The 22,160-nt window shown below is 64.8% G+C and carries 25 protein-coding genes and 1 riboswitch; of the genes, 15 read left to right on the top strand and 10 right to left on the bottom strand.

From position 1 onward, the window contains the following. The first annotated feature begins 99 nt into the window (after positions 1–99). A complete protein-coding gene (locus LGN19_RS03900; RefSeq protein ID WP_226213302.1) occupies positions 100–732 on the top strand; it encodes a LysE family translocator in 633 nt (210 codons plus the stop codon). On the opposite strand, the gene LGN19_RS03895 is transcribed toward LGN19_RS03900, so the two are convergent. Further along, positions 729–1,235 carry a DUF6331 family protein gene (locus LGN19_RS03895; RefSeq protein WP_226213301.1) on the bottom strand — a complete coding sequence of 169 codons (507 nt, stop codon included), beginning with the start codon at positions 1,233–1,235 and terminating at the stop codon, positions 729–731. The two genes, LGN19_RS03900 and LGN19_RS03895, sit on opposite strands and share 4 nt — an antisense overlap. Continuing rightward, a complete protein-coding gene (locus tag LGN19_RS03890; protein WP_175219587.1) occupies positions 1,189–2,034 on the bottom strand; it encodes a GNAT family N-acetyltransferase in 846 nt (281 codons plus the stop codon). The genes LGN19_RS03895 and LGN19_RS03890 overlap by 47 nt, the downstream gene beginning before the upstream one ends. 148 nt (positions 2,035–2,182) lie before the next feature. On the opposite strand from LGN19_RS03890, the gene LGN19_RS03885 reads away from it, so the two are divergent. Continuing rightward, entirely contained in the window at positions 2,183–2,710 is a 528-nt protein-coding gene (locus LGN19_RS03885) for a VOC family protein (protein ID WP_226213300.1), read from the top strand. A 163-nt stretch (positions 2,711–2,873) separates the two neighbouring features. Here LGN19_RS03885 and LGN19_RS03880 read toward each other — a convergent pair whose 3' ends face one another. The 3 genes from LGN19_RS03880 to LGN19_RS03870 form a co-directional block, all read right to left on the bottom strand. Further along, entirely contained in the window at positions 2,874–4,802 is a 1,929-nt protein-coding gene (locus LGN19_RS03880) for a TonB-dependent receptor domain-containing protein (RefSeq protein WP_226213299.1), read from the bottom strand. Positions 4,803–4,885: 83 nt separating this feature from the next. Further along, entirely contained in the window at positions 4,886–5,062 is a 177-nt protein-coding gene (locus tag LGN19_RS03875) for a hypothetical protein (RefSeq protein WP_226213298.1), read from the bottom strand. A gap of 90 nt (positions 5,063–5,152) precedes the next feature. After that, positions 5,153–5,346: riboswitch (cobalamin riboswitch) on the bottom strand. An 89-nt stretch (positions 5,347–5,435) separates the two neighbouring features. Beyond that, positions 5,436–6,494 (bottom strand): helix-turn-helix domain-containing protein, encoded by a 1,059-nt coding sequence (locus tag LGN19_RS03870; RefSeq protein ID WP_226213297.1) that lies wholly within the window; start codon positions 6,492–6,494, stop codon positions 5,436–5,438. Between the two features lie 167 nt (positions 6,495–6,661). On the opposite strand from LGN19_RS03870, the gene LGN19_RS03865 reads away from it, so the two are divergent. The 5 genes from LGN19_RS03865 to LGN19_RS03845 are packed head-to-tail and all read left to right on the top strand — an operon-like array spanning position 6,662 to position 10,407. Further along, positions 6,662–7,006 (top strand): hypothetical protein, encoded by a 345-nt coding sequence (locus tag LGN19_RS03865; RefSeq protein ID WP_226213296.1) that lies wholly within the window; start codon positions 6,662–6,664, stop codon positions 7,004–7,006. Further along, on the top strand, positions 6,996–7,628 hold the full coding sequence (locus tag LGN19_RS03860; protein WP_226213295.1) for a Dabb family protein: 633 nt from the start codon (positions 6,996–6,998) through the stop codon (positions 7,626–7,628). Before LGN19_RS03865 ends, LGN19_RS03860 begins: the two co-directional genes overlap by 11 nt. 49 nt (positions 7,629–7,677) lie before the next feature. Further along, positions 7,678–8,670, top strand: coding sequence for an NADP-dependent oxidoreductase (locus LGN19_RS03855; RefSeq protein ID WP_122947121.1), 993 nt, complete (start codon positions 7,678–7,680; stop codon positions 8,668–8,670). 31 nt (positions 8,671–8,701) lie between these two features. Next, the gene (locus LGN19_RS03850; protein WP_226213294.1) at positions 8,702–9,577 is read left to right on the top strand and encodes an SDR family NAD(P)-dependent oxidoreductase; all 876 of its coding nucleotides are present in this window, start codon (positions 8,702–8,704) and stop codon (positions 9,575–9,577) included. A gap of 5 nt (positions 9,578–9,582) precedes the next feature. After that, positions 9,583–10,407 (top strand): SDR family NAD(P)-dependent oxidoreductase, encoded by an 825-nt coding sequence (locus tag LGN19_RS03845; protein WP_226213293.1) that lies wholly within the window; start codon positions 9,583–9,585, stop codon positions 10,405–10,407. A 32-nt stretch (positions 10,408–10,439) separates the two neighbouring features. Here the strand turns inward: LGN19_RS03845 and LGN19_RS03840 are convergent, their stop codons facing one another. The 4 genes from LGN19_RS03840 to LGN19_RS03825 form a co-directional block, all read right to left on the bottom strand. Further along, positions 10,440–10,688 carry a hypothetical protein gene (locus LGN19_RS03840; RefSeq protein WP_122947118.1) on the bottom strand — a complete coding sequence of 83 codons (249 nt, stop codon included), beginning with the start codon at positions 10,686–10,688 and terminating at the stop codon, positions 10,440–10,442. A 118-nt stretch (positions 10,689–10,806) separates the two neighbouring features. Further along, a complete protein-coding gene (locus LGN19_RS03835) occupies positions 10,807–11,781 on the bottom strand; it encodes a threo-3-hydroxy-L-aspartate ammonia-lyase (protein ID WP_226213292.1) in 975 nt (324 codons plus the stop codon). A 61-nt stretch (positions 11,782–11,842) separates the two neighbouring features. Beyond that, positions 11,843–12,481, bottom strand: coding sequence for a transcriptional regulator (locus tag LGN19_RS03830; RefSeq protein ID WP_122947116.1), 639 nt, complete (start codon positions 12,479–12,481; stop codon positions 11,843–11,845). 62 nt (positions 12,482–12,543) lie between these two features. Continuing rightward, positions 12,544–13,047: a YbaK/prolyl-tRNA synthetase associated domain-containing protein gene (locus LGN19_RS03825; RefSeq protein WP_226213291.1), complete on the bottom strand. Its 504-nt coding sequence runs from the start codon at positions 13,045–13,047 to the stop codon at positions 12,544–12,546. Between the two features lie 397 nt (positions 13,048–13,444). Between LGN19_RS03825 and LGN19_RS03820 the strand changes: the two genes are divergently transcribed. The 5 genes from LGN19_RS03820 to LGN19_RS03800 all read left to right on the top strand — a co-directional run bounded on the left by LGN19_RS03820 (position 13,445) and on the right by LGN19_RS03800 (position 19,401). Further along, positions 13,445–14,146, top strand: a complete 702-nt coding sequence (locus LGN19_RS03820) for a TetR/AcrR family transcriptional regulator (RefSeq protein ID WP_226213290.1) — start codon at positions 13,445–13,447, stop codon at positions 14,144–14,146. A gap of 220 nt (positions 14,147–14,366) precedes the next feature. Further along, entirely contained in the window at positions 14,367–15,836 is a 1,470-nt protein-coding gene (locus LGN19_RS03815; protein WP_226213289.1) for a hypothetical protein, read from the top strand. 225 nt (positions 15,837–16,061) lie between these two features. Continuing rightward, entirely contained in the window at positions 16,062–16,844 is a 783-nt protein-coding gene (locus LGN19_RS03810; protein ID WP_226213288.1) for a hypothetical protein, read from the top strand. A gap of 286 nt (positions 16,845–17,130) precedes the next feature. Next, on the top strand, positions 17,131–18,132 hold the full coding sequence (locus tag LGN19_RS03805) for a proline dehydrogenase family protein (protein WP_319000616.1): 1,002 nt from the start codon (positions 17,131–17,133) through the stop codon (positions 18,130–18,132). A gap of 360 nt (positions 18,133–18,492) precedes the next feature. Then, positions 18,493–19,401: an alpha/beta hydrolase gene (locus LGN19_RS03800; RefSeq protein ID WP_226213287.1), complete on the top strand. Its 909-nt coding sequence runs from the start codon at positions 18,493–18,495 to the stop codon at positions 19,399–19,401. Between the two features lie 189 nt (positions 19,402–19,590). Here the strand turns inward: LGN19_RS03800 and LGN19_RS03795 are convergent, their stop codons facing one another. Beyond that, entirely contained in the window at positions 19,591–20,010 is a 420-nt protein-coding gene (locus LGN19_RS03795) for an NUDIX hydrolase (protein ID WP_122947109.1), read from the bottom strand. A gap of 213 nt (positions 20,011–20,223) precedes the next feature. On the opposite strand from LGN19_RS03795, the gene LGN19_RS03790 reads away from it, so the two are divergent. The 3 genes from LGN19_RS03790 (at position 20,224) to LGN19_RS03780 (ending at position 22,113) form a co-directional block, all read left to right on the top strand. Next, positions 20,224–20,988 carry an alpha/beta fold hydrolase gene (locus LGN19_RS03790; protein ID WP_226213286.1) on the top strand — a complete coding sequence of 255 codons (765 nt, stop codon included), beginning with the start codon at positions 20,224–20,226 and terminating at the stop codon, positions 20,986–20,988. A gap of 62 nt (positions 20,989–21,050) precedes the next feature. Then, positions 21,051–21,554 carry a GNAT family N-acetyltransferase gene (locus LGN19_RS03785; RefSeq protein WP_226213285.1) on the top strand — a complete coding sequence of 168 codons (504 nt, stop codon included), beginning with the start codon at positions 21,051–21,053 and terminating at the stop codon, positions 21,552–21,554. Between the two features lie 193 nt (positions 21,555–21,747). Then, positions 21,748–22,113, top strand: a complete 366-nt coding sequence (locus LGN19_RS03780; RefSeq protein ID WP_226213284.1) for a hypothetical protein — start codon at positions 21,748–21,750, stop codon at positions 22,111–22,113. The last annotated feature ends 47 nt before the right edge of the window (positions 22,114–22,160 follow it).

Genomic DNA, 22,160 nt, shown 5'->3' with positions numbered 1-22,160 from the left:
AGGTGGAGTGGCCATTTTTCCTTAAAAACTGCATTCAGCGATGACCGGACTTTCCCTACGATGCCTGTTCAAGACATTACATGTCGCAAGGAGCAGGCGATGCTGTTCATCAAATCCGTCGTGATGGGGCTGTCGATCGCGGTGCCGGTCGGCCCGATCGGCATGCTGTGCATCCAGCGCAGCCTGAGCCGCGGCTTTCAGGCGGGATTCGCGACGGGTGTCGGTGCCGCCTGCGCCGATGCGATCTACGGCCTGCTCGGCGCGCTCGGCATCGCGGGTGTCGTCACGGCATTCCCGATGTTGACCGTCGGGTTGAAAATCGGTGGCGGCGCGTTCCTCGTGTGGCTGGCGTGGAGCATTGCGCGCCAGGCGCCGGCCGCGTCGACGGCGCAGCGCGACCTGCCGCGCGCGACCGTCCTGCGCGATTTCGTGACGACGTTCGGCCTGACGCTGTCGAACCCGATGACGATCCTGTCGTTCGTCGGGATTTTCGCGGCGCTCGGCCCTTTGTCGGGGGCGCGGGAAGAGGCGATGTGGCCGGCCGTGGCGCTGATGGTCGCTGGCGTGTTCATCGGTTCCGCAACATGGTGGCTGTGCCTGAGCGGGACGACCGCCGCGCTGCGCACGAAGATGTCGTTCGCGTTCATGCACGGGCTGTCGCGCGTGTCGGCCGCGGTCATCGCGGGATTCGGCGTGATTCAGGTCGTCGCGGGCATGCGCGGTATCGTCTAGGTCGAGGCATCGCGCGCATCGCGTTGCGACCGGATGGCGTCGACCGTCGTCCGGAGATGCGCGAGCAACGCTAGCATGGCCGCTTTCCGAAAATACTGGTTCATTCGTGTGCTGACGACGACGTCGGACGGCAACGCGTCGATCGAACGCTGAACCGACAGCAGATCGTCAGCGAGTTGCGCCAGCGCTTCGCGATCCCGCGTGCCCACTGCACCTGCGATCTCGTCCGGCCAGAAAACGAACGCGTCGATGCCGCAGCATTCGGCGACGCAGTCTGTCTCCAGTGCATCGATCAACGGCATGATCGCTGCCAGACAGGAATCGATCGCGACCGCCTGCGCCTGCTCGCCCGTCAGATCGCCGAATTCGATCCAGCGATCCGGGCCGATGCTGATGTCGTTCTTGTGTGGTTTGTCGTTCATGGGTTGACGCTCGAGCGGTTCAGTTTCGTGACGATCACCCCAGCTCGAACGACGTGACCCCGAACACGCGATCGAGCGCAATCGCCGGTGCGTCGTTCGTGTACATCCGTGCGGTTTCGAAGACGCTCGTCATGCCGTGCCGCTCAGCCAGCGCGACGGCCGCCGGGTTCGTTTCCGGCACATCGAGCACGATGATCTCGCCGGGCATGCGCGCCGCCAGCGCGCGAAGCAAACCGGTGGCAACGCCCGCGTCATCGGCGAACAGTGGGCCGATCTTGCAGCCGGTCTGGCAGCGGCGCACGACACCGTATCCGGCGACGCGGCCGGCGTCGAGTGTCGCGAGCGCAACCGCATCCGGCTGCGCGATCCACGCGGAGACGAAACGCTCGCGCGCCGCGGGAAAGCACTGGCGATCGTAGGCGAGCAACTGCTCGAACGGCACGTCGGCCGCTGCCACCACGTGCGCGCAACCGATGCCGTCCACGCGCCCCTCGTAGCGGATATTGCGGTACGCGAGCTCGAACCCGGACTTCCTGTAGTTCGCCTGCTGGGCCAAGACACCGTCGAGCCCGATGTTGCGGACGCCGAGGTAACGCATGCCGTGCTGCCAGATCCGCATGCCGAAGCCTTGGCCGCGGAACCCGGGTTTCACGATGTAGAGACCGATGAAGCCAAAGCGTTCGTCGTAGGCGACAGCGGCGAGGCACGCGACCGGCTCGCCGCGCCAGACGCCGACGAAGAACCCGGCCGGGTCCGCGTTCCTGAAACAGGATGGATCGTGCAGGCCGGGGTTCCAGCCTTCTGCAGCCGCCCATTCGACCGACATGGCTATCTCGTCGGCCGACATGGTGCGCACGATGAAGTCTCCGCCTTGATCCATGGTTCACTCCAGTCGCTGCGCTCGGGATTGCGCGTTGCGTTACGGAACAGGCATCGGGGAAGCGCGGGCAGGCAGCCTCCTTGGCTGCCGATCGGGCCATCATAATCCCACGAGCGGGGATGAGCGTGGGGAGCGCGCCGTGCCTCCAATGGATGACACGCTCTCGGTCGAAGCGGATCGCGTGGCTGCGCTTGGCGAATGTCGGGGATTTGAGCGAGTGGTGGGCAAGCGCCAACCACTTGATGAAGCCGGTGCGGACGCAGTTGTAAGCCAATCATATTGGCGTCTGATACATTTTTGCGCGTATCCATCTCGGGGACACGTCATGAAGCTTCGAACCGTCTATTTGAAGGTGAATGATATGGAGCGGTCCAGCTCCTTTTGGCAACGACTTCTCGGATATGAACCGGTCAAGCGGACCGGGAAGTGGACTGAATTCATGCTCGGCACAAACCGGCTGGGCCTTCTGCTAAACGACTTTGGCGACGAGTTCAAGGGCAGCGGCTCGGTTCCCGTCTTTGAGTTCGAAGAAGACGCGCTCCATGAATTCGTGAAGCGGGCAACAGAAAACGGGGCCACCGTTGTGGTGGACGGGTTGAAAGTCGAGTCGATGAAAAGCATCGTCCTGTGCAGCCCCGACGGACACGAGTTCGAGCTCTGCATGTGCCACACCTAGGCGGTGGAGCTGATTTGGCCGTTTGTCGCATTGTCTGGTGAACGGCTGCCCGGCGGCGACGATCGGCCATTTCACGCGTCACTGTCAAACATCCGCCGGCACCGGACACAGCTTTCCGATGGGAGACCTCGCCGCACATCGCACCAAGGCCTCCCATCCCCGATCAGAACGTATAACTCACCTTCCCGAACGCCGTCCGCCCAAGGGTGTTGTACCCATACGCGGTCATATACTGCCGATCGAACAGATTCGACACCGTCGCCGACACGGTCAGGTGCGAATTGATCCGGTACGACGCGCGCAGGCCCACCGTCAGATACGACGGCAGATAGGTCGAGTTCGCCGGATCGTCGAACGTCGTGCCGCCATAAAGCAGCGACGCCCCCGTGCTCAACGCATGCAGATGCAGCTCGTCCCACGTGTGGTCGATGTTGAGGCTGACCGTCTGGCGCGGCCGGCGGTTGAGCCAGGAGTCGTTGGTCTCGTCCTGCGGATTCAGGATCCCGACCGCAAGGCTCACCGGCGTCGAGCGGCCGATCGTTCCCTTGTACGACAGGTCGATCCCGCGAATATGCGCGCGACCGATGTTCATCGGCGAGAACGTTGCCGGGTTGTACGCGATCAGGTTGGTGACCCGCGTGTCGTAGATCGCCGCCGTGAACGTGCCGTACGACGTGTTCGCATCGACCGCAGCCTCGACCGACGTGTTGCGTTCCGGGCTGAGATTCGGATTGCCGTAGCCGGGGTAATACAGGTCGTTGAACGACGGCAGCCGGAACGCATTGCCGTACGACACGCGCGCCGTGTACACCGGCGTGATCGCCCACGACAGCGCGGCGTTACCCGTATTCACCGACTGCCCGGCGATGATTTCATGACGCCCCGCAAGGAACATCGTCACGCTGCCGAGCGTCGCCGACTGATGCAGCGAGAACGCGGAATCGTTGCGCGTCGGCACGCCGTTCGGAATATCGACCGGCAGGAATGCCTGCTCACGCGTGAAGTCGTACGCGAGCTTGGTCTCGCCCGACAGCGGCAGCCCGAACAGATGGAATCCGCGTTCCTGATGCGTCAACGACGTCGACGTGCTGATGCGCTGCGAATTGATCTGGTCGGTCGGGATGGTCGGATCGCTCGCGTAGATGAACGCGCGATCGTTCGAATAACCGAACGACTGGTCGAACTGCGTATCGGGCGTGATGTCGAGGTGGAACGCGATACCGGTCGTCAGTTGATGATCGAGCTGGCGGTTTGCATAGCCGCTGTTGTCGTAGGACAGATCGGACCGGTGATACAGCGCGAATGTCGAGATCGACCAGTTGTCGCGTGCGTAGCCGAGGCGCGCATCGAGATCCTGCGCGTGGTACGGGTTGCGGCCGGCCTCGTGATACGGGAATACCGGCCGCGTCGCGTCGATGCCGGCCGTGTTGTACGAGTGCAGGCCGAGCGAGTAGGTGAGCCCGCCGAGCGCGGCGAGCGGCCCGGTCGACGGCACCGTGCCCGACGTGCGCAGCTGCGTGTCGAACGTTTTGTTCGACCCGCCGCCGAACGACACGGTGGTCTGGTTCGGCTGGTTGCCGGCGCGGCGCGTGAAGAGCTGCACGACGCCACCCATCGCATTGGCGCCGAACGACGCGGCGGCCGGCCCCGAAATCACTTCGACACGTTCGAACGCTTCGGTCGGCAGGTCCGCCCACGGCGCGATGCCGGTGGTCGACGAGCCGATCCGGATGCCGTCGATGAACACGGCGACCTGGCTGGCCGACGAGCCGCGGATGCTGACCGACGCGGACGAACCGGGGCCGCCGTTCTGCGAGACGGTCACGCCAGGCAGGGTCGCGAGCGCTTGCGTGATGCTCGGGTCGCTCGGCGACAGACGGTCGAGATCGGTGCGCGTGAGCACCTGGGTCGTCGCATAGCGCTGGTCGAACGACTCGGGCAGCCGCCGCGTGTCGGTCACGTTGATCGTCGGCAGGTCGGTGCCTTCGGCGGCCGCGGCCGGTTGCGACGCCGCGGTGTCGCCGGCGGCGTGGACGAGGGGCGAGAGGAGCGCGGTCGCGGCGGACGTGGCGAGGAGGTGTCGAATCTTCATGAGGCTGTCGTTGTTGTCGGGCTGCGCATGCGTCGATCGTAAGCGGGCGGCGGGCAGCGCCGGTCTTGTTATCGGTGATCGGGTTATCGCGCGACCGGGCGGAGCAAGCCGAGCGGGCCGTTGCTGCGGGCATCGGCGCGGCGCATGCCGGCGGGCGCGATCGAGATGGAGCGGCGCGCGCGTGCGGGCGGGCCGTGCTGGCCGGCGGCGTGCCGGCGCGACGCTTCCGGCGCGGAAGCGGATACGGTAACGGTGGACATCGGGCGGATCCTGAGGTCGGGCCGTCCATGCAACGGGCGACCGCCAACGGCGGTGCCTGGCGCGCCGGGACACCCCGCCCGGTGCGGCTGCTTGGACCTCGGGTCGATGGCAGGTCTCCTGGCTCGCGGGTCGTCATTCGTGCCGGCCTTCCCGGTTTCCCAGTGGCATGCAGTGGCACGGATTCGCCGCTCACAGTTGCGGGGGCAGCCGCAGATTCGAGGCGCTGCCTCTCCTGCGTTCCCTTTTGATCCCGTCTCCGGGAACCATCAGCGCGCAAGGGTAATGGCGTGCGCTCCGGCGCGTCAATTGTCCGGCCGCGCGGGGATGCGAAAAAACGTCATTACCGAGCAAATACTTTCGACATCCTTTCTTTTATGCGTCGGTGCTGCGTTTCATGTCTGACGAAACGGGCGGATCGGCAGCCATGCAAGCGCGCCTGAACCGGCTCGGCGCGATTCCCGTCCACCTGACGAACGCGCGGCGGAACGCTTCCTCGCCGCCGAACCCGAGATGTGCGGCGATCCGCGCGACCGGCCAGTCCGACTCGCGCAGCCAACGTTGCGCGGCCTCGGCGAGACACTGCTCGCGCAGCGCGTGATACCCGCTTCCTTCCGCCACCAGCCGCCGCCGCAGCGTCGCCTCGCTCACGCCGAGCCACGCGGCCAGTTCGGCGAGCACCGGCAACGCCTGCTCATGCGCGAGCGCGGCATCGAGAAAACCGCGCACGTGCTGCGCCCACGACACGACGGCTGGCGCCGCATCGATCAGACGAAACGGAAAATCGACGAGAAATGCGTCGAGTTCGGCCGGCTGCCGGATCACACGGCATTCGAGCCGCGCCGCATCGAAGGCGAAGCCATAGGTTTTGCGCCCAACCTCGACCGGCGCATTGAACAGCCCGAGCAGCGGCATCGCGTCGTCGCGGCGCGGATGACCGAGCCACACGTCGGTCGGCCGCAACGGCTGCCCGATAAGCCAGCCGAACAGCTGCAGATAGCAGAACAGCCCCGTCAGGTCGACGAGGCACGCGGCCGGACTGCGCGTGCGGCGCAGCGAATCCATTCGGAACGTCGCGCGCCCGTCGCGCACGGCGAGCGACAGCGCGCCGGCGCGCGGCGTCAGCATCTCGCAGAATTCACGCGCGCAGCGGATCGCGTCGGCCAGCGTCGCGCAGCTCAGCAGGCAGCGGCACATCAGGTCGACTTCGCGCTTGCGCATCGGCGGGTGGCCGTCGCCGCGCGCGACCTGCGCTTCGAGCCGTTCGATCGCGTCGCGGTACAGCGCGATGAAATCACCCGGCGTCGTCGCCGGTTGCGGCGGCTGTGCGTCGCGGTCGGCCGGCGGCGCGCCGCTGCGGGTGAGTTCGCTCAGCAGCCGCGCGCCAAGGCCTGGCAAAACACGGCCGCGGGCCGGTATGACGCGCTGTTTCATGAGTTTCTCGATCTGATCGTTGCGACAGGGGCCGGTGAGCGGGCCGGTAGGGGTCTGCGAACCGTCACCACGCAAGAATGCTATCCACGCCGACTCCCTTCGGCCTCGCCGGAACGGCGTAGGCCGGCCGCGCATCCCTGTTACGAACGACCACGGACGACACGCGAATGATCCAGATCGTAGACGAAATCACGCTCGCACCCGAGCGCATTCCCGACGTGCTTGCACTGCTGCGCGACCGTTACCTGCCGGGCCATGCGGCGCGCGGGCTCACGGCGGCCGGCCGTTGGGTGTCGCCGCCCGTCGCGGTGCCGGGGCAACCGAGCACGCTGTGGCTGATCTGGCAGGTGGCCGACGCGCCGGCCTACTACCGGATGCGTGCGCTGACGGATGCCGACGTGGTCGGTTTCTGGATGGCCGTCGACGCGCTGTGCGACGTGCGCCGCCGCCACGTGATGACGGACGCCGACGCGCCGCTGCCCGTGCTGCAGGAGGTCGACCATGCGGCATGACACGGCACAGGTATTCGTGTCGGCGGATCGCGACGCCGGCGCCATCGAACGCGCGTTGCACGAAGCCGCGCATGCACTGGCGGGCGCGAAACGCGTGGTGCTGGCGCGGAATCTGGACGGTAGCTGGGGCGCGGGCGACTACACGCTCGACGTGCTGCGCGACGCGTCGGCGGCCGACGGCACGGCGGATTTCGCCGCGCTGGCGCACCTGCCGGGCATCGATCGCATCGACGGCGCCGGTTGCCGCGCGATCGGCGGCGGCCTGCGCGAACCGTCGCTGCGCGACGGCGTGTGGCGCACGCTGATGCTGCGCGTGCGGCCGCAGGCAAGCGCAGCGCAGATCGCCGCGCTCGAACGCGAACTGCTGCAGATGCCGGCGTTCATGCCCGGCATCCGCAACTGGTGCCTGAGCCGGATCGTGACGCCCGGCGCATGGACGCACGTGTGGCAGCAGGAATTCGCGCATGTCGGCGATCTGCTCGGCGAATACCTGATGCATCCGTATCACTGGGGCTGGGTCGATCGCCGGTTCGATGCCGAAAGCCCCGACTGGACGGTCGATGCGATCTCGCATGCGTTCTGTCCGCTCGCGTCGAGCCTGCTGGCCGAGACGGCGGCGTGACGCACGGCAAACAGCAAGCTGACAACAACCCTGAAGTGGAGACATGAAAATGCGAGCCCTGTTGATCGACCGCGTCGGTCATTCCGACGTTTTGCGGATGGCCGACGTGCCGGCACCGACGCCGGGCCCCGGCGACGTGCTGATCCGCGTGGCCTACGCGGGCGTCAATCCCGCCGACTGGAAATGCCGCGAAGGCTACCTTGGCGCATTCATGCAATACACGTTTCCGTTCGTGATCGGCTTCGATGCGGCGGGCGTGGTCGAAGCGGTCGGCGACGGCGTCGACGGCTTCGCGCCCGGCATGCGTGTGTTCGCGCAGACCGACGTCGGCGCGGGGCGCTGGGGCGCGTATGCGGAATGCGTGGCGGTGCGTCACGACTCGGTGGTTCGCGTGCCCGACGCGGTGAGCCTCGCGGAAGCCGCCACGGTGCCGACGCCTGCACTCGCCGCATGGGCCGGCCTGTTCGACGACGGCGGGCTGCGGGCGGGCCAGACGGTGCTGGTGCACGGCGGCGCGGGTGCGGTCGGCACGTTCGCGATCCAGCTCGCGGTGCAGGCCGGCGCGCGCGTCGCGGCGACGTGCTCGGCGCGCAACCGCGAGACGGTCGAATCGCTGGGCGCGGCGGCCAGCATCGACTATCGCGCGCACGACATCGCCGCGGCGCTGCGCGCATGGGCGCCCGGCGGGGTCGATCTCGTGCTCGACGCGGTCGGCGGCGACACGTTGCCCGATGCGCTCGACCTGCTGGCACCGGGCGGCACGCTGGTGACCATCATGACGCTCGCGGCCGGCGATGCGGAGCGGCTGGCCGCGACGGCCGCCGAAGCCGCACGGCGCGGCTTGCGCACCGCGATGACCTATAGCCGGATGCCGAGCGGCGGCACGCTCGCCCGGATCGCGGAGCAACTCGACAAGCGCGCACTGCGCGTGCCGCGTTTCGACCGTTTTCCGCTCGAACAGGCGGCCCGCGCACTCGATCTCGTTCAAACGGGCGAGGCGAGAACGAAGCTGGTGCTTCATGTTGCGGATATCGCCCGCTGAGCGGCTCGCACGCACATCACAGGAGACAACGATGACCGATACCCGAACCGGCGCACTGGCCGGCAAGTGCGCGCTCGTGACGGGCGCCAGCCGTGGCATTGGCCGCGCGATCGCGCAGCGCCTCGCATCCGAAGGCGCGACCGTCGTCGTGACGGCGCGCAGTCTCACGCAATCGGCGACGACCGCCGGTACGCTCGCCGAAACGGTTGCGTTGATCGAGCAGGCCGGCGGCCGCGCGATCGCGCTTGCGGCCGACCTGTCGAACGCGGCCGAGCGCGATGTGCTCGTCGGGCGTGCGGCGCAGGCGGCCGGCGGCCTCGACATCCTCGTCAACAACGCGGGCGTGGCCGACTATGCCTGCGTCGACGCGATGCCGATGACGATGTTCGACACGACGATCGAACACTATCTGCGCATCCCGTTCGCGCTGGCGCAGGCTGCGATCCCGCTGATGCGCGCACGCGGCGCCGGCTGGATCGTGAACGTCGGCTCGGTGACGGCGCTGCCGCCGCTGCGGCCGTTCGACGATTTCTCGCGTGCGGGCGGCGCGACCGTCTATGCGGCAGTGAAGGCGGCACTGTCGCGCTTCACGCAGGGGCTCGCGGCCGAACTCGAAGCCGATGGCATCGCGGTGAATCTCGTCGCGCCGAGCACGGCGATCCGCACGCCGGGCGCCGCGCGCTACATCCCCGAAGGCTATCCGACCGAGGACGTCGCGTATCTCGCCGAAACCGCGCTCGCGCTGTGCAGCCTGCCGGCGCGCGAACGCACGGGCCTCGTCACGCACAGCCTGCATTTCCCGCTCGCGCAGCAGCTCGCGGTGCGTTCGCTCGACGGCCGTACGGTGCTGCCGCCGCCGGTGATTCCCGCGTATGCACATCCCCACATCGACCCGACAGGACACTGATTGATATGACGAATTCGATTCGCTTCGATGTCGGCACCGCCGTGATCACCGGCGCGGCCAGCGGCATCGGCAGCGGGCTCGCGCGCCACGCAGCCGGGCTCGGCATGCGCGTCGTGCTGGCCGATCTCGACCGGGCGAAGCTCGAAGCATTCGCGGCGACGCTCGACACCGACGTGCTCTGCGTGCCGACCGACGTCAGCCGGCCGGAAGCCGTCGACGCGCTGGCGGAAGCCGCCTGGAAGCGCTTCGGCGGCGTCGACCTGCTGTTCAACAACGCGGGCGTGATGGCAACCGGCTTCAGCTGGGAAATCACGCCGGAACGCTTCGAGCGCAGCTTCGCGATCAACGTGCACGGCGTGCTGAACGGGATCCGCAGCTTCGTACCGCGGATGCTCGAACGCAACGTGCCGGCGCGCGTCGTGAATACCGCGTCGGTCGGCGGGTTCCTGCCGAGCCCGCTGATGTCGCCTTATTCGGCGACGAAGTTCGCGGTGGTCGCGCTGACCGAATCGCTGTATGGAGAACTGAAGATGCTGGGTGCGCCGGTCGGCGTGTCGTTGCTGGCGCCGGGCCCTGTGCACAGCAGCATCTTCAACGACCCGTTCGGCGATGCGCACGACCGGCCCGAGGTGCGCGGCTTCGTCGACACGATGCGCTCGATGCTGAACGCGCATGGGCTCACGCCCGACGCGTTTGCCGAGCGGGTGTTCGACGGCATCCGTGAAGGGCGCTACTGGCTGATTCCGCAACCGGAGACGATCGACGGCGCGCTGCAACGGCGCACCGACGACATCCTTGCTTCACGCGATCCGTCGCTGCCAGCGTTCTGAGGGCCGGGCGCGGCACAGCGCCCGGCGCGCCGTCACATGTGCGTACCGGAGTGCGTGCGCCCGCTCGGGTCGCCGCCGCGATCGGGGGGCGTATTGTTCTGATCGATCTTTGCGAGCACGAAGCCGGCGTGCGGCAATGCGCCGGGCGAGCGGTGCGTCGCCTGCGCGATGGCGTCGTGCGGCGACGCGGCGGGAAAACCGGATGACGTCACGCCCGGTTGAGCGAACGCCGACAGGGAAGCAGCCGCCAGGGCGGCGGCGACGATCGCGTGCGTTTTCATGGTGGCTCCTTCACGACTGACTGAGGGACAACGTAATCAGTCTAGGGCGCGAAACTTAACGCGACGTGAAGGATTACGGGCGGCGCGGATGACGGAATATTCATGCGCGCCGCGACGTTCATGCCGGTGCCGACACCAGCGCGCAGAAGTTCTCGAGATCGACGTTGCCGCCGCTGATCACCACGCCCACGCGCTTGCCTTTAAGCGCGTCCTTCATCCGTCGAACCGCGGCGAACGACAGGCAGCCGGTCGGCTCGACCACAATCTTCATACGAGTGGCGAAGAAGCGCATGCAGTCGACCAGTTCCGCGTCCGTCGCGGTCAGGATGTCGTCGACGTCGCGGCGGATGATCGGGAACGTGAGGTTGCCGAGGTGCTGCGTTTGCGCGCCGTCGGCGATCGTGCGCGGCGTGTCGATATGCACGATCGCGCCGGAACGGAACGATTGCTGGCCGTCGTTGCCGGCTTCCGGTTCGACACCGTAAAGCGTCGCATGCGGCGACAGCGCGCGCGTGGCGAGCGCGGTGCCCGACAGCAGCCCGCCGCCGCCGAGCGGCGCGAATACCGCGTCGAGCGGGCCCACTTCGTCGAACAGTTCCTTGGCCGCCGTGCCCTGGCCGGCGATCACGTCCGGGTGATCGTAGGGCGGGATCAGCGTGAGCCCGTGCTGTGCCGCGAGATCGCGCCCGATCTGTTCGCGATCCTCGGTGTAGCGGTCGTAGGTCACGACCTTGCCGCCGTAGCCGCGCGTCGCGGCCATCTTCGCGGCCGGCGCATCCTGCGGCATCACGATCGTCGCGGGAATGCCGAGCATGCGCGCCGACAGCGCGATCGCCTGCGCATGGTTGCCGGACGAGAACGCGACGACGCCGTTGCGGCGCTGCGCCGCGTCGAAGCGTGACAGCGCGTTGAACGCGCCGCGGAACTTGAATGCGCCCATGCGCTGCAGGTTCTCGCACTTGAAGAACACTTGCGCGCCGAGCGCTTCATCGATCGTCCGCGACGTCATCACCGGCGTGCGGTGCGCATGGCCTTCGAGCCGGGCCGCCGCGGCGGCAACGTCGTCGTACGTGGGGAGAGTCGGAGAGTTCATGGGATGCCCGTTGGTCGTTGAAATCGTTCAGCAGGAAAGCCGCGCGTGCCACGCGCTTGCGTCATTTCGCATCGTTGTAGACGGTCGCGCGCGAGACGCCGAGATGCTGCGACACGATTTCCATCGCGCGACGCACTTCAAGAAAGCCGTCGGCCTTCAGCGTCTGCATCAGCTCGCGGCGCTGGTCGGTCTTCAGCTCGCGCGGCGTCGTGGCGAGACGCATCGCGAATGCGTCGATGCGTTGCCGGATCGCGTCCGCGCCGGCCGGGTCGAGCGTTTCGGCGATGGCTTCGCCGTCCGTGCTGCAGAACTGGTTCAGCATGCCCTGGAAGCCGCGGAACAGCGTGACGTCGGCATTCAGGCACAGCGCGGCCACATAGCGGCCGGTCGAATCCTTGATGCCGATCGACGTGCTTTTCGCGGTGCGGCCGTCGGCGAAGCGGTTCGGGTAATTGGCGAGCACTTGCGGGAAATCGTCGTCCGCGATGCGGGCGAGGCCGAGCTCGGTCGCGGGATCGCCGACTGCACGCCCCGACAGGTTATTGTGGATCGCGAGGATCGCGTGCTTCGGTGTGCGCAGGTCGTGGACCACGACCTCGGTGAACGGCGCGAACATCGCGCCGAGCCCTTCGGCAATGCGCTGCACCTGTTCGATCAGCGAGGCCTGTTCCGACGTCGCTTTTTTCCGGGTGGTGGTCATGATGGTTTCGCGTTCAGGTTTCGGATCGATGCGATCGCTTCGGGTACGGGGCAGCCGGCGTGTTACGCGCCGTCCGTGGCTTCCGGCCGGGTGATGTCGGCGAGCAGCGGCTGCGCGATCCGGACGTAGTCGGCCGCGTCGAGCACGACGGAGCGGTCGAGGCGGCCCGCATTGAATGCGATCTCCGTATTGCGTTCGACCAGCGCGGGATCGACGACGAGCGTCACGCTGGGGTCGAACACGAACGGCGGCACGGCGCCCATCACGCAGCGCGTGACGGTGGCCGCGAGGTCGGGTGAGGCGAGTGTTGCCTTGCGGCGGCCGACCGCATCGGCAACCTTGCGGAAATCGATCTTCAGGTGGCCGGGAATCACCGCGAGCGCGGTGGTGTCGCCGCCATCCTTGAACGTGCACAGCATCGCCTTCGCGCCCTGTTCGGGGCGTGTGCCGCGCAGCGCGGCGATCGCGTCGGATTTGCCTTCGGCCGGATGCTCCAGCACGCGGAAGCGCGCGCCGGACGTGTTCAGCAGATCGCAAAGCGTGTCGAAAACGGGGTAGTCGCTCATGTCGCTCCGGGCAGGTAGGGCCGGGGAATCGAGGCGCGCTCGGGTTCGCATGCTTCAGCGTGCCGGTCGATGGATTGTCCAATTATAGACGTTTTGTCATGATTGTAGCAAAGGGGGGAGACGGGGGAGTGGGGGCGTTCTGGCGCATCGACGAAAATATGTCACTCGACCTATTTTGTGACGAGTATCGAGCAAGTCCCGTGTACGCTCGCCAATCGATATCGGTGCCTCTCCCCGGATTTCCGATCCTGCGTAGAATGTCGCCGTCAGGTTCGGCCGTTCGGCCCCTGCAGTGGAACCGACACGACTCAATGTCAGGTATCGATGTTTTGCAAAATCCGGTCGATCGACCCATATCCCCGCGTGACGCATATCGAGCGGGCACGACGCAGTCGGTATGCGGCCGGGCATCAGCGGCGTTGACGCGTCACCGGCACCATCGCCCGGGCATTCGCTCATCGCGCAGCAGGAGGAATTCTTGAAGAGGGCGGCTCTCGATAGCGGGCGCGTCTTGACCGAACGTGGCAAGAACGCTGTGAATAAAATTATGGCCAGTGCGCTCGAGATCTTCATCGTCGAGGGTTACGGTGGGCTGACCATGCGGAAGGTCGCGACAAAAGCGGGATTGGTGCTGTCGAACCTGCAACACTATTTCCCCACCCGCGAAGACATCTTCGAGGCGATCCTTGCCGAGACGAGGGACGCGTACGCCAATACGTACGAGAGCGTGCGGGCCGACGCCTCCCTGACACCCGAGGGCCGGCTGGAGAAAGTGGTCAGACTGTTGCTCGAAGACGGCAAGCAGCCCAAGAACCAAAGCCTGTTCGTGAACTTCTGGGCACTGGCCCAGACCCAGGAATTCGCGCGGAAAATGCTTGAAGAGGGATACGGGTTTCAACGGACCGTGATCGCTGGATTCATCGAAGCCGTGAACCCGACGCTGTCGCGGGCAGTGCTCACCCGGAGAGCCGCACTGGTTACGGCGCAGATCGAGGGGCTTGTCGTGTTGATACCGCAAAGAAATCGGTTCCCGTCGGACATCAAGGGAATCGAGGACGATGCGGTGAAGGCCATTCTGGCTTTGGCCAAGGCGCCATGAGTTGAATCGCCGCGGCGGCTCGGCGTCAATCCGGATCGGGGCGCTTGGGGACACGAAATACTGTACGCCAACCTGGCGCGAGACGAGGCGCTATCCCATGCAGATTCATGAGAGTCTGTTCGACGTATCCGGCATGCGCTCGATGGGGCAACGCCCACCCAGTCAAACTTGAAGAAAACTGCATGGGCTCTCTGAGAGGGGCCGCCTGAAGGATTGCACGATGAGAAGACAGGCCGCGGCGATCGCCGTGATGGTGCTGCTGAGTGGTTGCAAGACCCATACCGCTGTATCGACCCATCCGTTTTCCGGTTGCGTATCCGGCTCGGCCATTCCGGCCTGTACGGCGCCATCGAGCGTCGCGACGTATGGAATGCGGGGGCCGTCGGCGGTGCCGCCCGCTTCGGCTGCCGAACGCCAATACGACGCGGCGGCCGACGGGTACAAAACGATCGACGCGCGGTTCGACGCGTGGCGCAACGCGTGTGCGGCCGCCATGTCTGCGCCGGAGTTGAACCCGATCCGCGACAAGATCGAGATTTTTCACGATCCGTCGACACCCACGCCGTACACGTACGCAGCGCTCGATCTCTTTCCGGCGCGCGCCGACTTGCCGCTGATCGCGAAATGGATTGCGCTTCGTGACGCGTGCGTCAAGCACGAACATGAGATCGACCTGACGTCGCCGGCGCTGACACCGATGGCGCAATCGATGGTGTTGCAACGAGCGGAGTTCAACGGTATCGCCGAGGCGAAGATCCGCCGGCTTGCCATCGGTCTCTCGCGACGGAAACTGACGTATGGCGAATTCGCCCAGCGCCGCTACCAGATCAATAGCGCGGCCGAAAACGCCGCACAGCGTGTCGCCGCGACGTTGAGTGCCCGGGACCCGGGCAGCCAGTTCCTCGAGCAGCGTCGTATCGAGCGTCGTTTTTCAGCCGAGGTCGATACGTTCGAGCGCTACCTGCATTCCGTCGACGCACGCCAGCCGGGAACGGTACGGCTGGTGCCCGGAACGGCAATCGGATCCGATGCCGCCGAGCAGGCGTGCGGTACGAACTGCTCATCGGATCCCATGCCGGACGGGGCCCCGTTCAAGCAGTTGCGCCACGGGTTCACTGTCTCCCACGGCGGTCTGGGGGGAACGACGGAGAGACGGGTTGATTTCGATAGCGGCAAGTTGTCCGTGATCGAGTTCGACTTGCAATCGATCGAGGGCAAGACGCAGTCCGCGATCACGCGTCGCTCGGACATCGTGCTTGCGACGGGCGATCTGGCAAAGCTGCGCGCCATCGCAGACATGATCTGGAGATCGTTCGGTCCTGTCCCGACCGCCCGGGCGGGCCTGGGTACCTTCTGGGCGATACGCGTGGTCAATGGCCGGGTCGTCAGATCCGAGCGTGGGTCGGGCAACGTGGGCGGAGCCGGGCGCGACCTCGAGGCCGTATTGCAGGGCATCGAGGAAAGGCAGCTCGCACATTTCCTGTTCGAGAACAGGCGCATGTACCAAGTGTGGTCATGCTATGACTATCCGTCGGCCGGGCACCCGAGCGTGCCCGGTTCGCATATTCGAACGTCGGGGTACGGGTGGTCGGATCCGGATGACGTCCCGCCGGTCTTTCCGATTCCGTCGACCGATCCCTTGCCATTTCGCTTCGACGTCGAAAGAATCCAATGGACATGCGCGGATTGAAACGTCGAGGTCGCGCAGAAAGCCAATGAGCGGCGATGCGCTTGTTCGGCATGTCTGTATGCAAGATGTCGTTACCATCCTTGAAACCGGTCGGAAAAAATATTGACGAGGAGTCCACGAGCCATGTTGAGCGGCATGCGGGAAGTGTGCGGAGCAGAATCGTCCCCGGGACGGCCATGCGCGGGCGACAGAACAGGCAGGAAAGGCCGCCTTTGCGCGCAAACGGTGCTGACGCTCGTCCTGGCGTTGGGTGCACATGGCACGTTTGCCGCGAGCGACGTGAGCGACGACGATCAGCAGCAAGCTGCGTTGCGTACGATGATGGCCAATAATCCGGCGCCGGCAGACAGCGTCAAGGGTGTTGCGCTGTCGCCCTGGGCGCATGGGCCATCGGCTTCCGGGCCGCTGTGGGTCGTGTCCGCATTGGTCCAGCGTTCGACCGAGAACGTCGACGCGGAGTTGTGGACGGGTGTCCTGACCCGCGACGGGCAAGGGTTCCATTTGCTCGCCAGCGATAGAAGCGAGCGCGTCGATACGTCACCGCTGTTATGGAATCCATCCCTGACCATGGACGTGATTCCGTACCGAGTCAGTGCGCAGGAAACCGCCTTCGGCGTTCGTTTCAACGATAACTACACGTCGACCTCGCATAGCGACTCGACCGAGATACTGAGCCTGTATCGCTATGCCGATGCGCGTGTGATGCCCATCTTCACCGCAACGACCGACTGGTGGACCTACGACAAGGACGGGGCTGCGGCGTGTGTCGAGGAGAAGGCGGGGAAGATGGGGAAGGGCAAAAATCCGGGCGACGCACAGCAGGACGCGTGCGATGCGGAAAACACGACGGAGGTTCGCTCCGTGCTGTCGTTCAGCCCTCGCATGACCAACGCGCATTACGACCTCGTTGTGCGTCCGAAGGGCAAGGCCGCGTCAGGCAAATCCGCGCGGTTTACCTGGAATGGGAAGACTTATCAGCCGCGTCGATTCGCCGGTGACTGGCACTGAAATGCAACCGCGGATCGGATGAAACCGTCGCCGCTGCGTGACGGCGCGTGGCGGACGAAACGATTGAACGCCTTCGCGTTCGACACACGACCATCGTTCGTGTGCTCGTGCTACGATTCGCGATGCCTGAGTGACCTGGCGAAAGCCGGCATCGACCAACCCGTAGCGAACCGCAACAGCTCCCACTCGAATCATGTACGCAGCTGCCTGGCCTCCCTCGAAAACGCACTGAAAACCCGCGGCGATGCAATGATTGCATCGGCCTTGGTATTCGTCCCGGACTGTGATGAACGACAGTCCGGCGATGTCGTTCGAATTGACTGATCGTGTCTGTATTCGTGCGACTGCGTTTTCCAGAGACCACAACATGCGTATTCTCAATACGATGGCGGCTCATGCCATCCCGCTCGTCCCCCGTTCGCTGATCCGCCGGATCTCCCGCCGTTATATCGCCGGCGAAACGCTTTGCGATGCGCATACGCGCATCCGGGCGCTTCACGCGGCAGGCTTCCGAACCACCGTCGATGTGTTGGGCGAGACGGCGTTATCGCCTGAACACGCAGAGTCGATGACTCGCGATTATCTCGATCTCGTCGATGCGCTCGGTTCAGCGCATGAACCCGCCGAGCTTTCGATCAAATTGACCGCACTCGGCTTGCATCTCGACGAAGCCGCATGTCTTGCGCGCGTCTCGGCGATACTGCGATCGGCAGCCGCGCACGGGATCAGCGCATGCATCGACATGGAAGACATTCGCTGTACCCGGAAAACGCTCGATGCGTTTTCGAAGTTCGAAGCCGAAGGCTATGCGATCGGAATCGCACTGCAAGCGTATTTGAAGCGCACGAACGATGACATCGTTCCTCTGCTTGAGCGCAAAAGCCGCATGCGTATCTGCAAGGGAATTTATGCGGAGGCGAACGCGCATCTCGTCGACGGTGCGTCAAGGGATCGGATGGCGATCAATGCGCACTTCGTTCGACACGTATCGACTGCAATACAGGCGGGATCGTTCGTGGGCATTGCCACCCACGATGCACAGTTGATCGATGCGCTGACCGGCTGGCTGCAACGCGAGCGGATCGACAGGTCAAGGTTCGAATTCCAGATGTTGCTGGGCGTGTGCGAACCGGCGCGTGACGCGCTGCTTGCGCAAGGCTTCAATGTGCGCGTCTATGTGCCGTACGGCCGGGACTGGTATGGCTACAGCACCCGGCGCATCAAGGAGAATCCGCGAATCGCCGGATATATCCTGGCCGCGATGATACGTAGCGACCGGATGCGTTAGCAACCGCGGCACGGGCGACAGGTTGGGGCCAGCCGGATCGGTGGCCCCGCTCGTATGTCGATCGAGGCCGCCCGTAAAGTGATACCCGTCACACGGCAGTCCGATTTGCGAATGGCCGCCATGGAGAAGCCGGGGTGGCCGATGCGGGGGCGGCTCGGCCTGCCGCAACCGGCCGGTGCGGCCGCTCGACGCGGCCGCCCTCATCGTTGACAATGGATTGCCGTGTTCCCAGCGCGTCGTCGCCATTCTTGAATCGAACCGCATCAACGGTCTCAAGTAACGTGGGAGTCAATGGCGACGGCTATTTTTGCAAGTATCGCAATGGCTATCCCGCTTCATTCGAGAGATTCTTTATCAACCATGCAGACGGAAATCGAAGCACCGGGCCCAGCCGGCCCGCTGAAAGGCACGCTCGTGTCTCCGGACACCGGTGGCGCCCCGATGGTGTTGATCGTGCCGGGCTCCGGCCCGACCGACAGAAATGGCAACGCACCAGACTGGCTTCAGGCGTCGACCTACCGATTGCTTGCGGAAGGATTGCTCGATGAAGGTATCGCGTCGGTTCGCATCGACAAGCGCGGCATGTATGGCAGCGCGTCGGCAGTACCGGATGCCAATGACGTCACGATCGACGCGTACGCGGCCGACGTCCGTTCGTGGGTAACCGCGATCCGTGCGCAGACGGGGGCTTCCTGCGTATGGGTGCTGGGGCATAGCGAGGGCGGACTGGTGGCGTTGCTGGCCGCACGGCAAATGGCCGACATTGCCGGCCTGATCCTGGTGTCGACGGCGGGGCGCCCGCTCGGGCCGGTATTGAGGCAACAACTGCAATCGAACCCGGCCAATGCTCCGATCCTGGCAAATGCGCTGTCGATCCTCGAATCGCTGGAAGCCGGGAAACGGGTCGACGCAGCCGGGATCGATCCAGCACTCATGCCGTTGTTCAGACCGCAAGTCCAGCGCTTCCTGATGAGCGAATTGACCATCGATCCTGCAGCGCTGCTGGCCGGTTATACGAAACCCGTGCTGATCGTGCAGGGATCGCGGGATATCCAGATTGCCGTACAGGACGCGGAACTTCTGAAGGAAGCCAATCCGCGGGCCGAAATGGCGCTGATCGCCGACGCCAATCATGTGCTCAAGGCGGTCCGCACGCCGGCGCTGCAAGAAAACCTCGCCGCTTATTCGGACCCGGATCTGCCGCTGGCGGACGGCGTCGTGGCGGCGATTTCGGCGTTCGTGCACGCATCGACAGCGAGCCCGCGCTAGTTCCGGTCGAATCCGGTTGGTCCCGCGGGCGGCCTGTAACGGGGCCGGCAAGCGTCAGATGACGCCGAGCGTTTGCTGTCGGGAACCGGGCGTGGCGCTTCAGTTGGCGTCGGCCGAATGCATCGAGCAGGCGTCGGCCAGCAGGCGACACTCGACGGACACACGCCAATCGCCGGAAATCGTGCATCGTCAACGCCGCAAATAATCCGTTACGCGCGCCTGCAAATGCGTGATCGCATCGGTGAGCCGCAGATACGCGTCGACATCCATCAGCGTCCATTCCTGGCCTTCGTTGCCGAAACGGATCGCGGCGATTTCGGCGTCGCTCAGCCAGCTGGCGAAGAACCAGTGCGGCAGGCGGTCCGGCCGGGTCGACGGATAGACCCTGGACCAACCGATCCGGCTGCCCGGTATCGTCAGTCCGAATTCCTCATGGAGCTCACGCAACGCACACGCTTCGGGCGTCTCGTTACCTTCCCGGCCTCCACCGGGCAGATCCCACAGGCCGGGAAACGGGATGTCGGGTTTGTCGTCGCGTCGATAGACGAGGATTTCCCGGTCCTTGAAGAGCGCAATCTTCGAACCACTGAAGGGGGCAAGCGATTCCATGCATGATCCAAATCGTGGAAGCGGGGCTGTCAGTGTAGATTCCCGGGTATCCCTGCGTACGCTCGATTTAATATAAGCATCCGTCTGGCGCGACGGCGACGACACGGCGCGCCGCTATTGCGCCCGCTCGTCAGCTTGAACCGGCCAGCGACGCATCCGACTATCCGACCGGCACGGGCAGCCGATGCTGCAGTCAAAGGTTGACCATCGAAAATGAAGACTTTTGCGATCAAGAACGGCCCATGGGGTCTCCGGTATCACGATCTCCCCGGGGAAGGTGTGCCGACGCTCTTCGTTCACGGCATAGGGTGCGCGTCCTCCTGCGACTATCCGGGCGTCGTGGCGGCGCCTGCATTGTCGCGGCATCGGAGGGTGCTGGTCGATTTGCTTGGATCCGGGTTCAGCGATCGCCCCACGGACTTTTCCTACAGCATGCAGGACCATGCCAAAACGGTCGTGGCACTGGCCGATCATTTGGGGCTGTCGTCACTTAACCTGTTCGGGCACAGCATGGGCGGCGCTGTTGCCATTGCTGCATCGGCGCTGCTTGGTGAGCGGGTGCGACATATCGTGCTGGGCGAGCCGAATCTGGAGCCGGGCGGCGGCTTCTTCAGCAGAAAAATCGCGGCGATGACGGAGGTGGTGTATGTGCAGACCGGGCATGCAGCGCTGATAGCCGAATCCGCCGCCGAGGGCAGCGATATCTGGGCCGCTTCACTGTCGGCCAGTGCGCCGTACGCCGTTCACCGAAGTGCGGTATCGCTCATCGAGGGCAGCCATCCCAGCTGGCGTGAGCAGCTCTATGCGATGCAGATGCCGAGAACCGTTGTGTTTGGCGAGCGCTCGCTGCCCGACGTCGATACCGAACGTCTTCCCGCGGAAGGGGTGAGCGTTGCGATCGTGAAAAATGCGGGACATTCGATGGCCTGGGAGAATCCGGCGGGGCTCGCGTCGGTGATCGCGCAGGCGCTCGAATAACCGGAAAATCGACGTACAGCCCGGGTTCGGCCTTTTTCCGCACAAAGTACGAGATGAACGCGATGTTATCGATCAGAACAGCGAGGCGGGAAGACGCCGCGCGTATTGCCGTGCTTGGCGCGCATGTGTGGGTGCATGCCTATGCCGCGGCGGGCGTATCCGAGGTCATTGCCCAGTATGTGCTGAGGACCTTTACGTGCGAACGGATCCTGGCCCTGGTGAACGATCCCGGCGTCGTTCTGCGGGTTGCCGAGGCAGACCGAAATCTTGCCGGATATATCGTCATCCGCCTGGGTTCGCACCACGCGGACGTTCCCGTCGAGATTGAAACGCTCTACGTCCAGCCGTCTTTTGCCGGTCGTGGAATCGGATCGTCACTGCTGACGCATGCGTGCGGCATCGCAGAGGAAAGAACCGGAAATCGCTCGTTCTGGCTCAGCGTCAACTCGCAAAACGACAAGGCAATCGCTTTCTACCATTCCCGTGGCATGACGCAGGAAGGGATTGCTTACTTTGAGCTGGACGGGGTTCGGCACGAGAACAAGATCATGGTCGCAAGGGGCTGACCAATTCTTGTGGCCGTGAAGTGCTGTTGGGTGCAGGAAAGTGTGTTGCCATTGACGCGACCCATGTAACCCAGGCGTGGCCCCTTTCGAGGAACATGAAAGGCCGTTGAGGTGGGAGGCTGCCGCTTGCGGGTGCCGGTAAACGGCTAAAGGCAGTCGTTCGACACCGATGCACGGGAGCATAAAACGAACCATGAAAAATCCGATTCGATTCCGCGTCCGACCGGTATTTCACGGCAGCGATCTTCTGGTCGAGGTACTTGACGACCATCGCGCCGTGGATTGTCCAAACGTCGCTGCGATCCTGCAAGATGCGCTGCATTCTGTCCAGGTCCCGCATCCGGACGGCCTTGATGAACCCGAGGTTGCCTGGTCTCAGGACCGTTACTTCAGCTATTGGACATACGCTCGGGGCAGCTACGAAATAGACGACGATATCTGGGCGCTGTTCATCACGGCGACGATCGACAACGCGCGCATCATCGCGGACATCGAAAGCGCACTCCTGTCGACGGGGAAGTTCGTCAAGGAAGCGGTGGATTTCAGTCAGTTCGAGTGAGTTGAAGAGGGCCGGGAACGCTTGCGCAACAACGACGAATAACGACG

It is taken from the genome of Burkholderia sp. AU30198, from assembly GCF_020419825.1.
In the GTDB taxonomy this organism is placed as follows: domain Bacteria; phylum Pseudomonadota; class Gammaproteobacteria; order Burkholderiales; family Burkholderiaceae; genus Burkholderia.
Note: the sequence above shows the minus strand (reverse complement) of the source record. Positions and strands in the feature narration are given on the sequence as shown.

Bases quoted from the DNA above. Each gene is read 5' to 3' on its own strand.
- LGN19_RS03900 (WP_226213302.1), top strand. From the start codon at position 100: ATGCTGTTCATCAAATCCGTCGTGATGGGGCTGTCGATCGCGGTGCCG.
- LGN19_RS03890 (WP_175219587.1), bottom strand. From the start codon at position 2,034: ATGGATCAAGGCGGAGACTTCATCGTGCGCACCATGTCGGCCGACGAG.
- LGN19_RS03885 (WP_226213300.1), top strand. From the start codon at position 2,183: ATGGATGACACGCTCTCGGTCGAAGCGGATCGCGTGGCTGCGCTTGGC.
- LGN19_RS03880 (WP_226213299.1), bottom strand. From the start codon at position 4,802: ATGAAGATTCGACACCTCCTCGCCACGTCCGCCGCGACCGCGCTCCTC.
- LGN19_RS03875 (WP_226213298.1), bottom strand. From the start codon at position 5,062: ATGTCCACCGTTACCGTATCCGCTTCCGCGCCGGAAGCGTCGCGCCGG.
- LGN19_RS03870 (WP_226213297.1), bottom strand. From the start codon at position 6,494: ATGAAACAGCGCGTCATACCGGCCCGCGGCCGTGTTTTGCCAGGCCTT.
- LGN19_RS03865 (WP_226213296.1), top strand. From the start codon at position 6,662: ATGATCCAGATCGTAGACGAAATCACGCTCGCACCCGAGCGCATTCCC.
- LGN19_RS03860 (WP_226213295.1), top strand. From the start codon at position 6,996: ATGCGGCATGACACGGCACAGGTATTCGTGTCGGCGGATCGCGACGCC.
- LGN19_RS03855 (WP_122947121.1), top strand. From the start codon at position 7,678: ATGCGAGCCCTGTTGATCGACCGCGTCGGTCATTCCGACGTTTTGCGG.
- LGN19_RS03850 (WP_226213294.1), top strand. From the start codon at position 8,702: ATGACCGATACCCGAACCGGCGCACTGGCCGGCAAGTGCGCGCTCGTG.
- LGN19_RS03845 (WP_226213293.1), top strand. From the start codon at position 9,583: ATGACGAATTCGATTCGCTTCGATGTCGGCACCGCCGTGATCACCGGC.
- LGN19_RS03840 (WP_122947118.1), bottom strand. From the start codon at position 10,688: ATGAAAACGCACGCGATCGTCGCCGCCGCCCTGGCGGCTGCTTCCCTG.
- LGN19_RS03835 (WP_226213292.1), bottom strand. From the start codon at position 11,781: ATGAACTCTCCGACTCTCCCCACGTACGACGACGTTGCCGCCGCGGCG.
- LGN19_RS03830 (WP_122947116.1), bottom strand. From the start codon at position 12,481: ATGACCACCACCCGGAAAAAAGCGACGTCGGAACAGGCCTCGCTGATC.
- LGN19_RS03825 (WP_226213291.1), bottom strand. From the start codon at position 13,047: ATGAGCGACTACCCCGTTTTCGACACGCTTTGCGATCTGCTGAACACG.
- LGN19_RS03820 (WP_226213290.1), top strand. From the start codon at position 13,445: ATGCGGCCGGGCATCAGCGGCGTTGACGCGTCACCGGCACCATCGCCC.
- LGN19_RS03815 (WP_226213289.1), top strand. From the start codon at position 14,367: ATGAGAAGACAGGCCGCGGCGATCGCCGTGATGGTGCTGCTGAGTGGT.
- LGN19_RS03805 (WP_319000616.1), top strand. From the start codon at position 17,131: ATGAACGACAGTCCGGCGATGTCGTTCGAATTGACTGATCGTGTCTGT.
- LGN19_RS03800 (WP_226213287.1), top strand. From the start codon at position 18,493: ATGCAGACGGAAATCGAAGCACCGGGCCCAGCCGGCCCGCTGAAAGGC.
- LGN19_RS03795 (WP_122947109.1), bottom strand. From the start codon at position 20,010: ATGGAATCGCTTGCCCCCTTCAGTGGTTCGAAGATTGCGCTCTTCAAG.
- LGN19_RS03790 (WP_226213286.1), top strand. From the start codon at position 20,224: ATGAAGACTTTTGCGATCAAGAACGGCCCATGGGGTCTCCGGTATCAC.
- LGN19_RS03785 (WP_226213285.1), top strand. From the start codon at position 21,051: ATGTTATCGATCAGAACAGCGAGGCGGGAAGACGCCGCGCGTATTGCC.
- LGN19_RS03780 (WP_226213284.1), top strand. From the start codon at position 21,748: ATGAAAAATCCGATTCGATTCCGCGTCCGACCGGTATTTCACGGCAGC.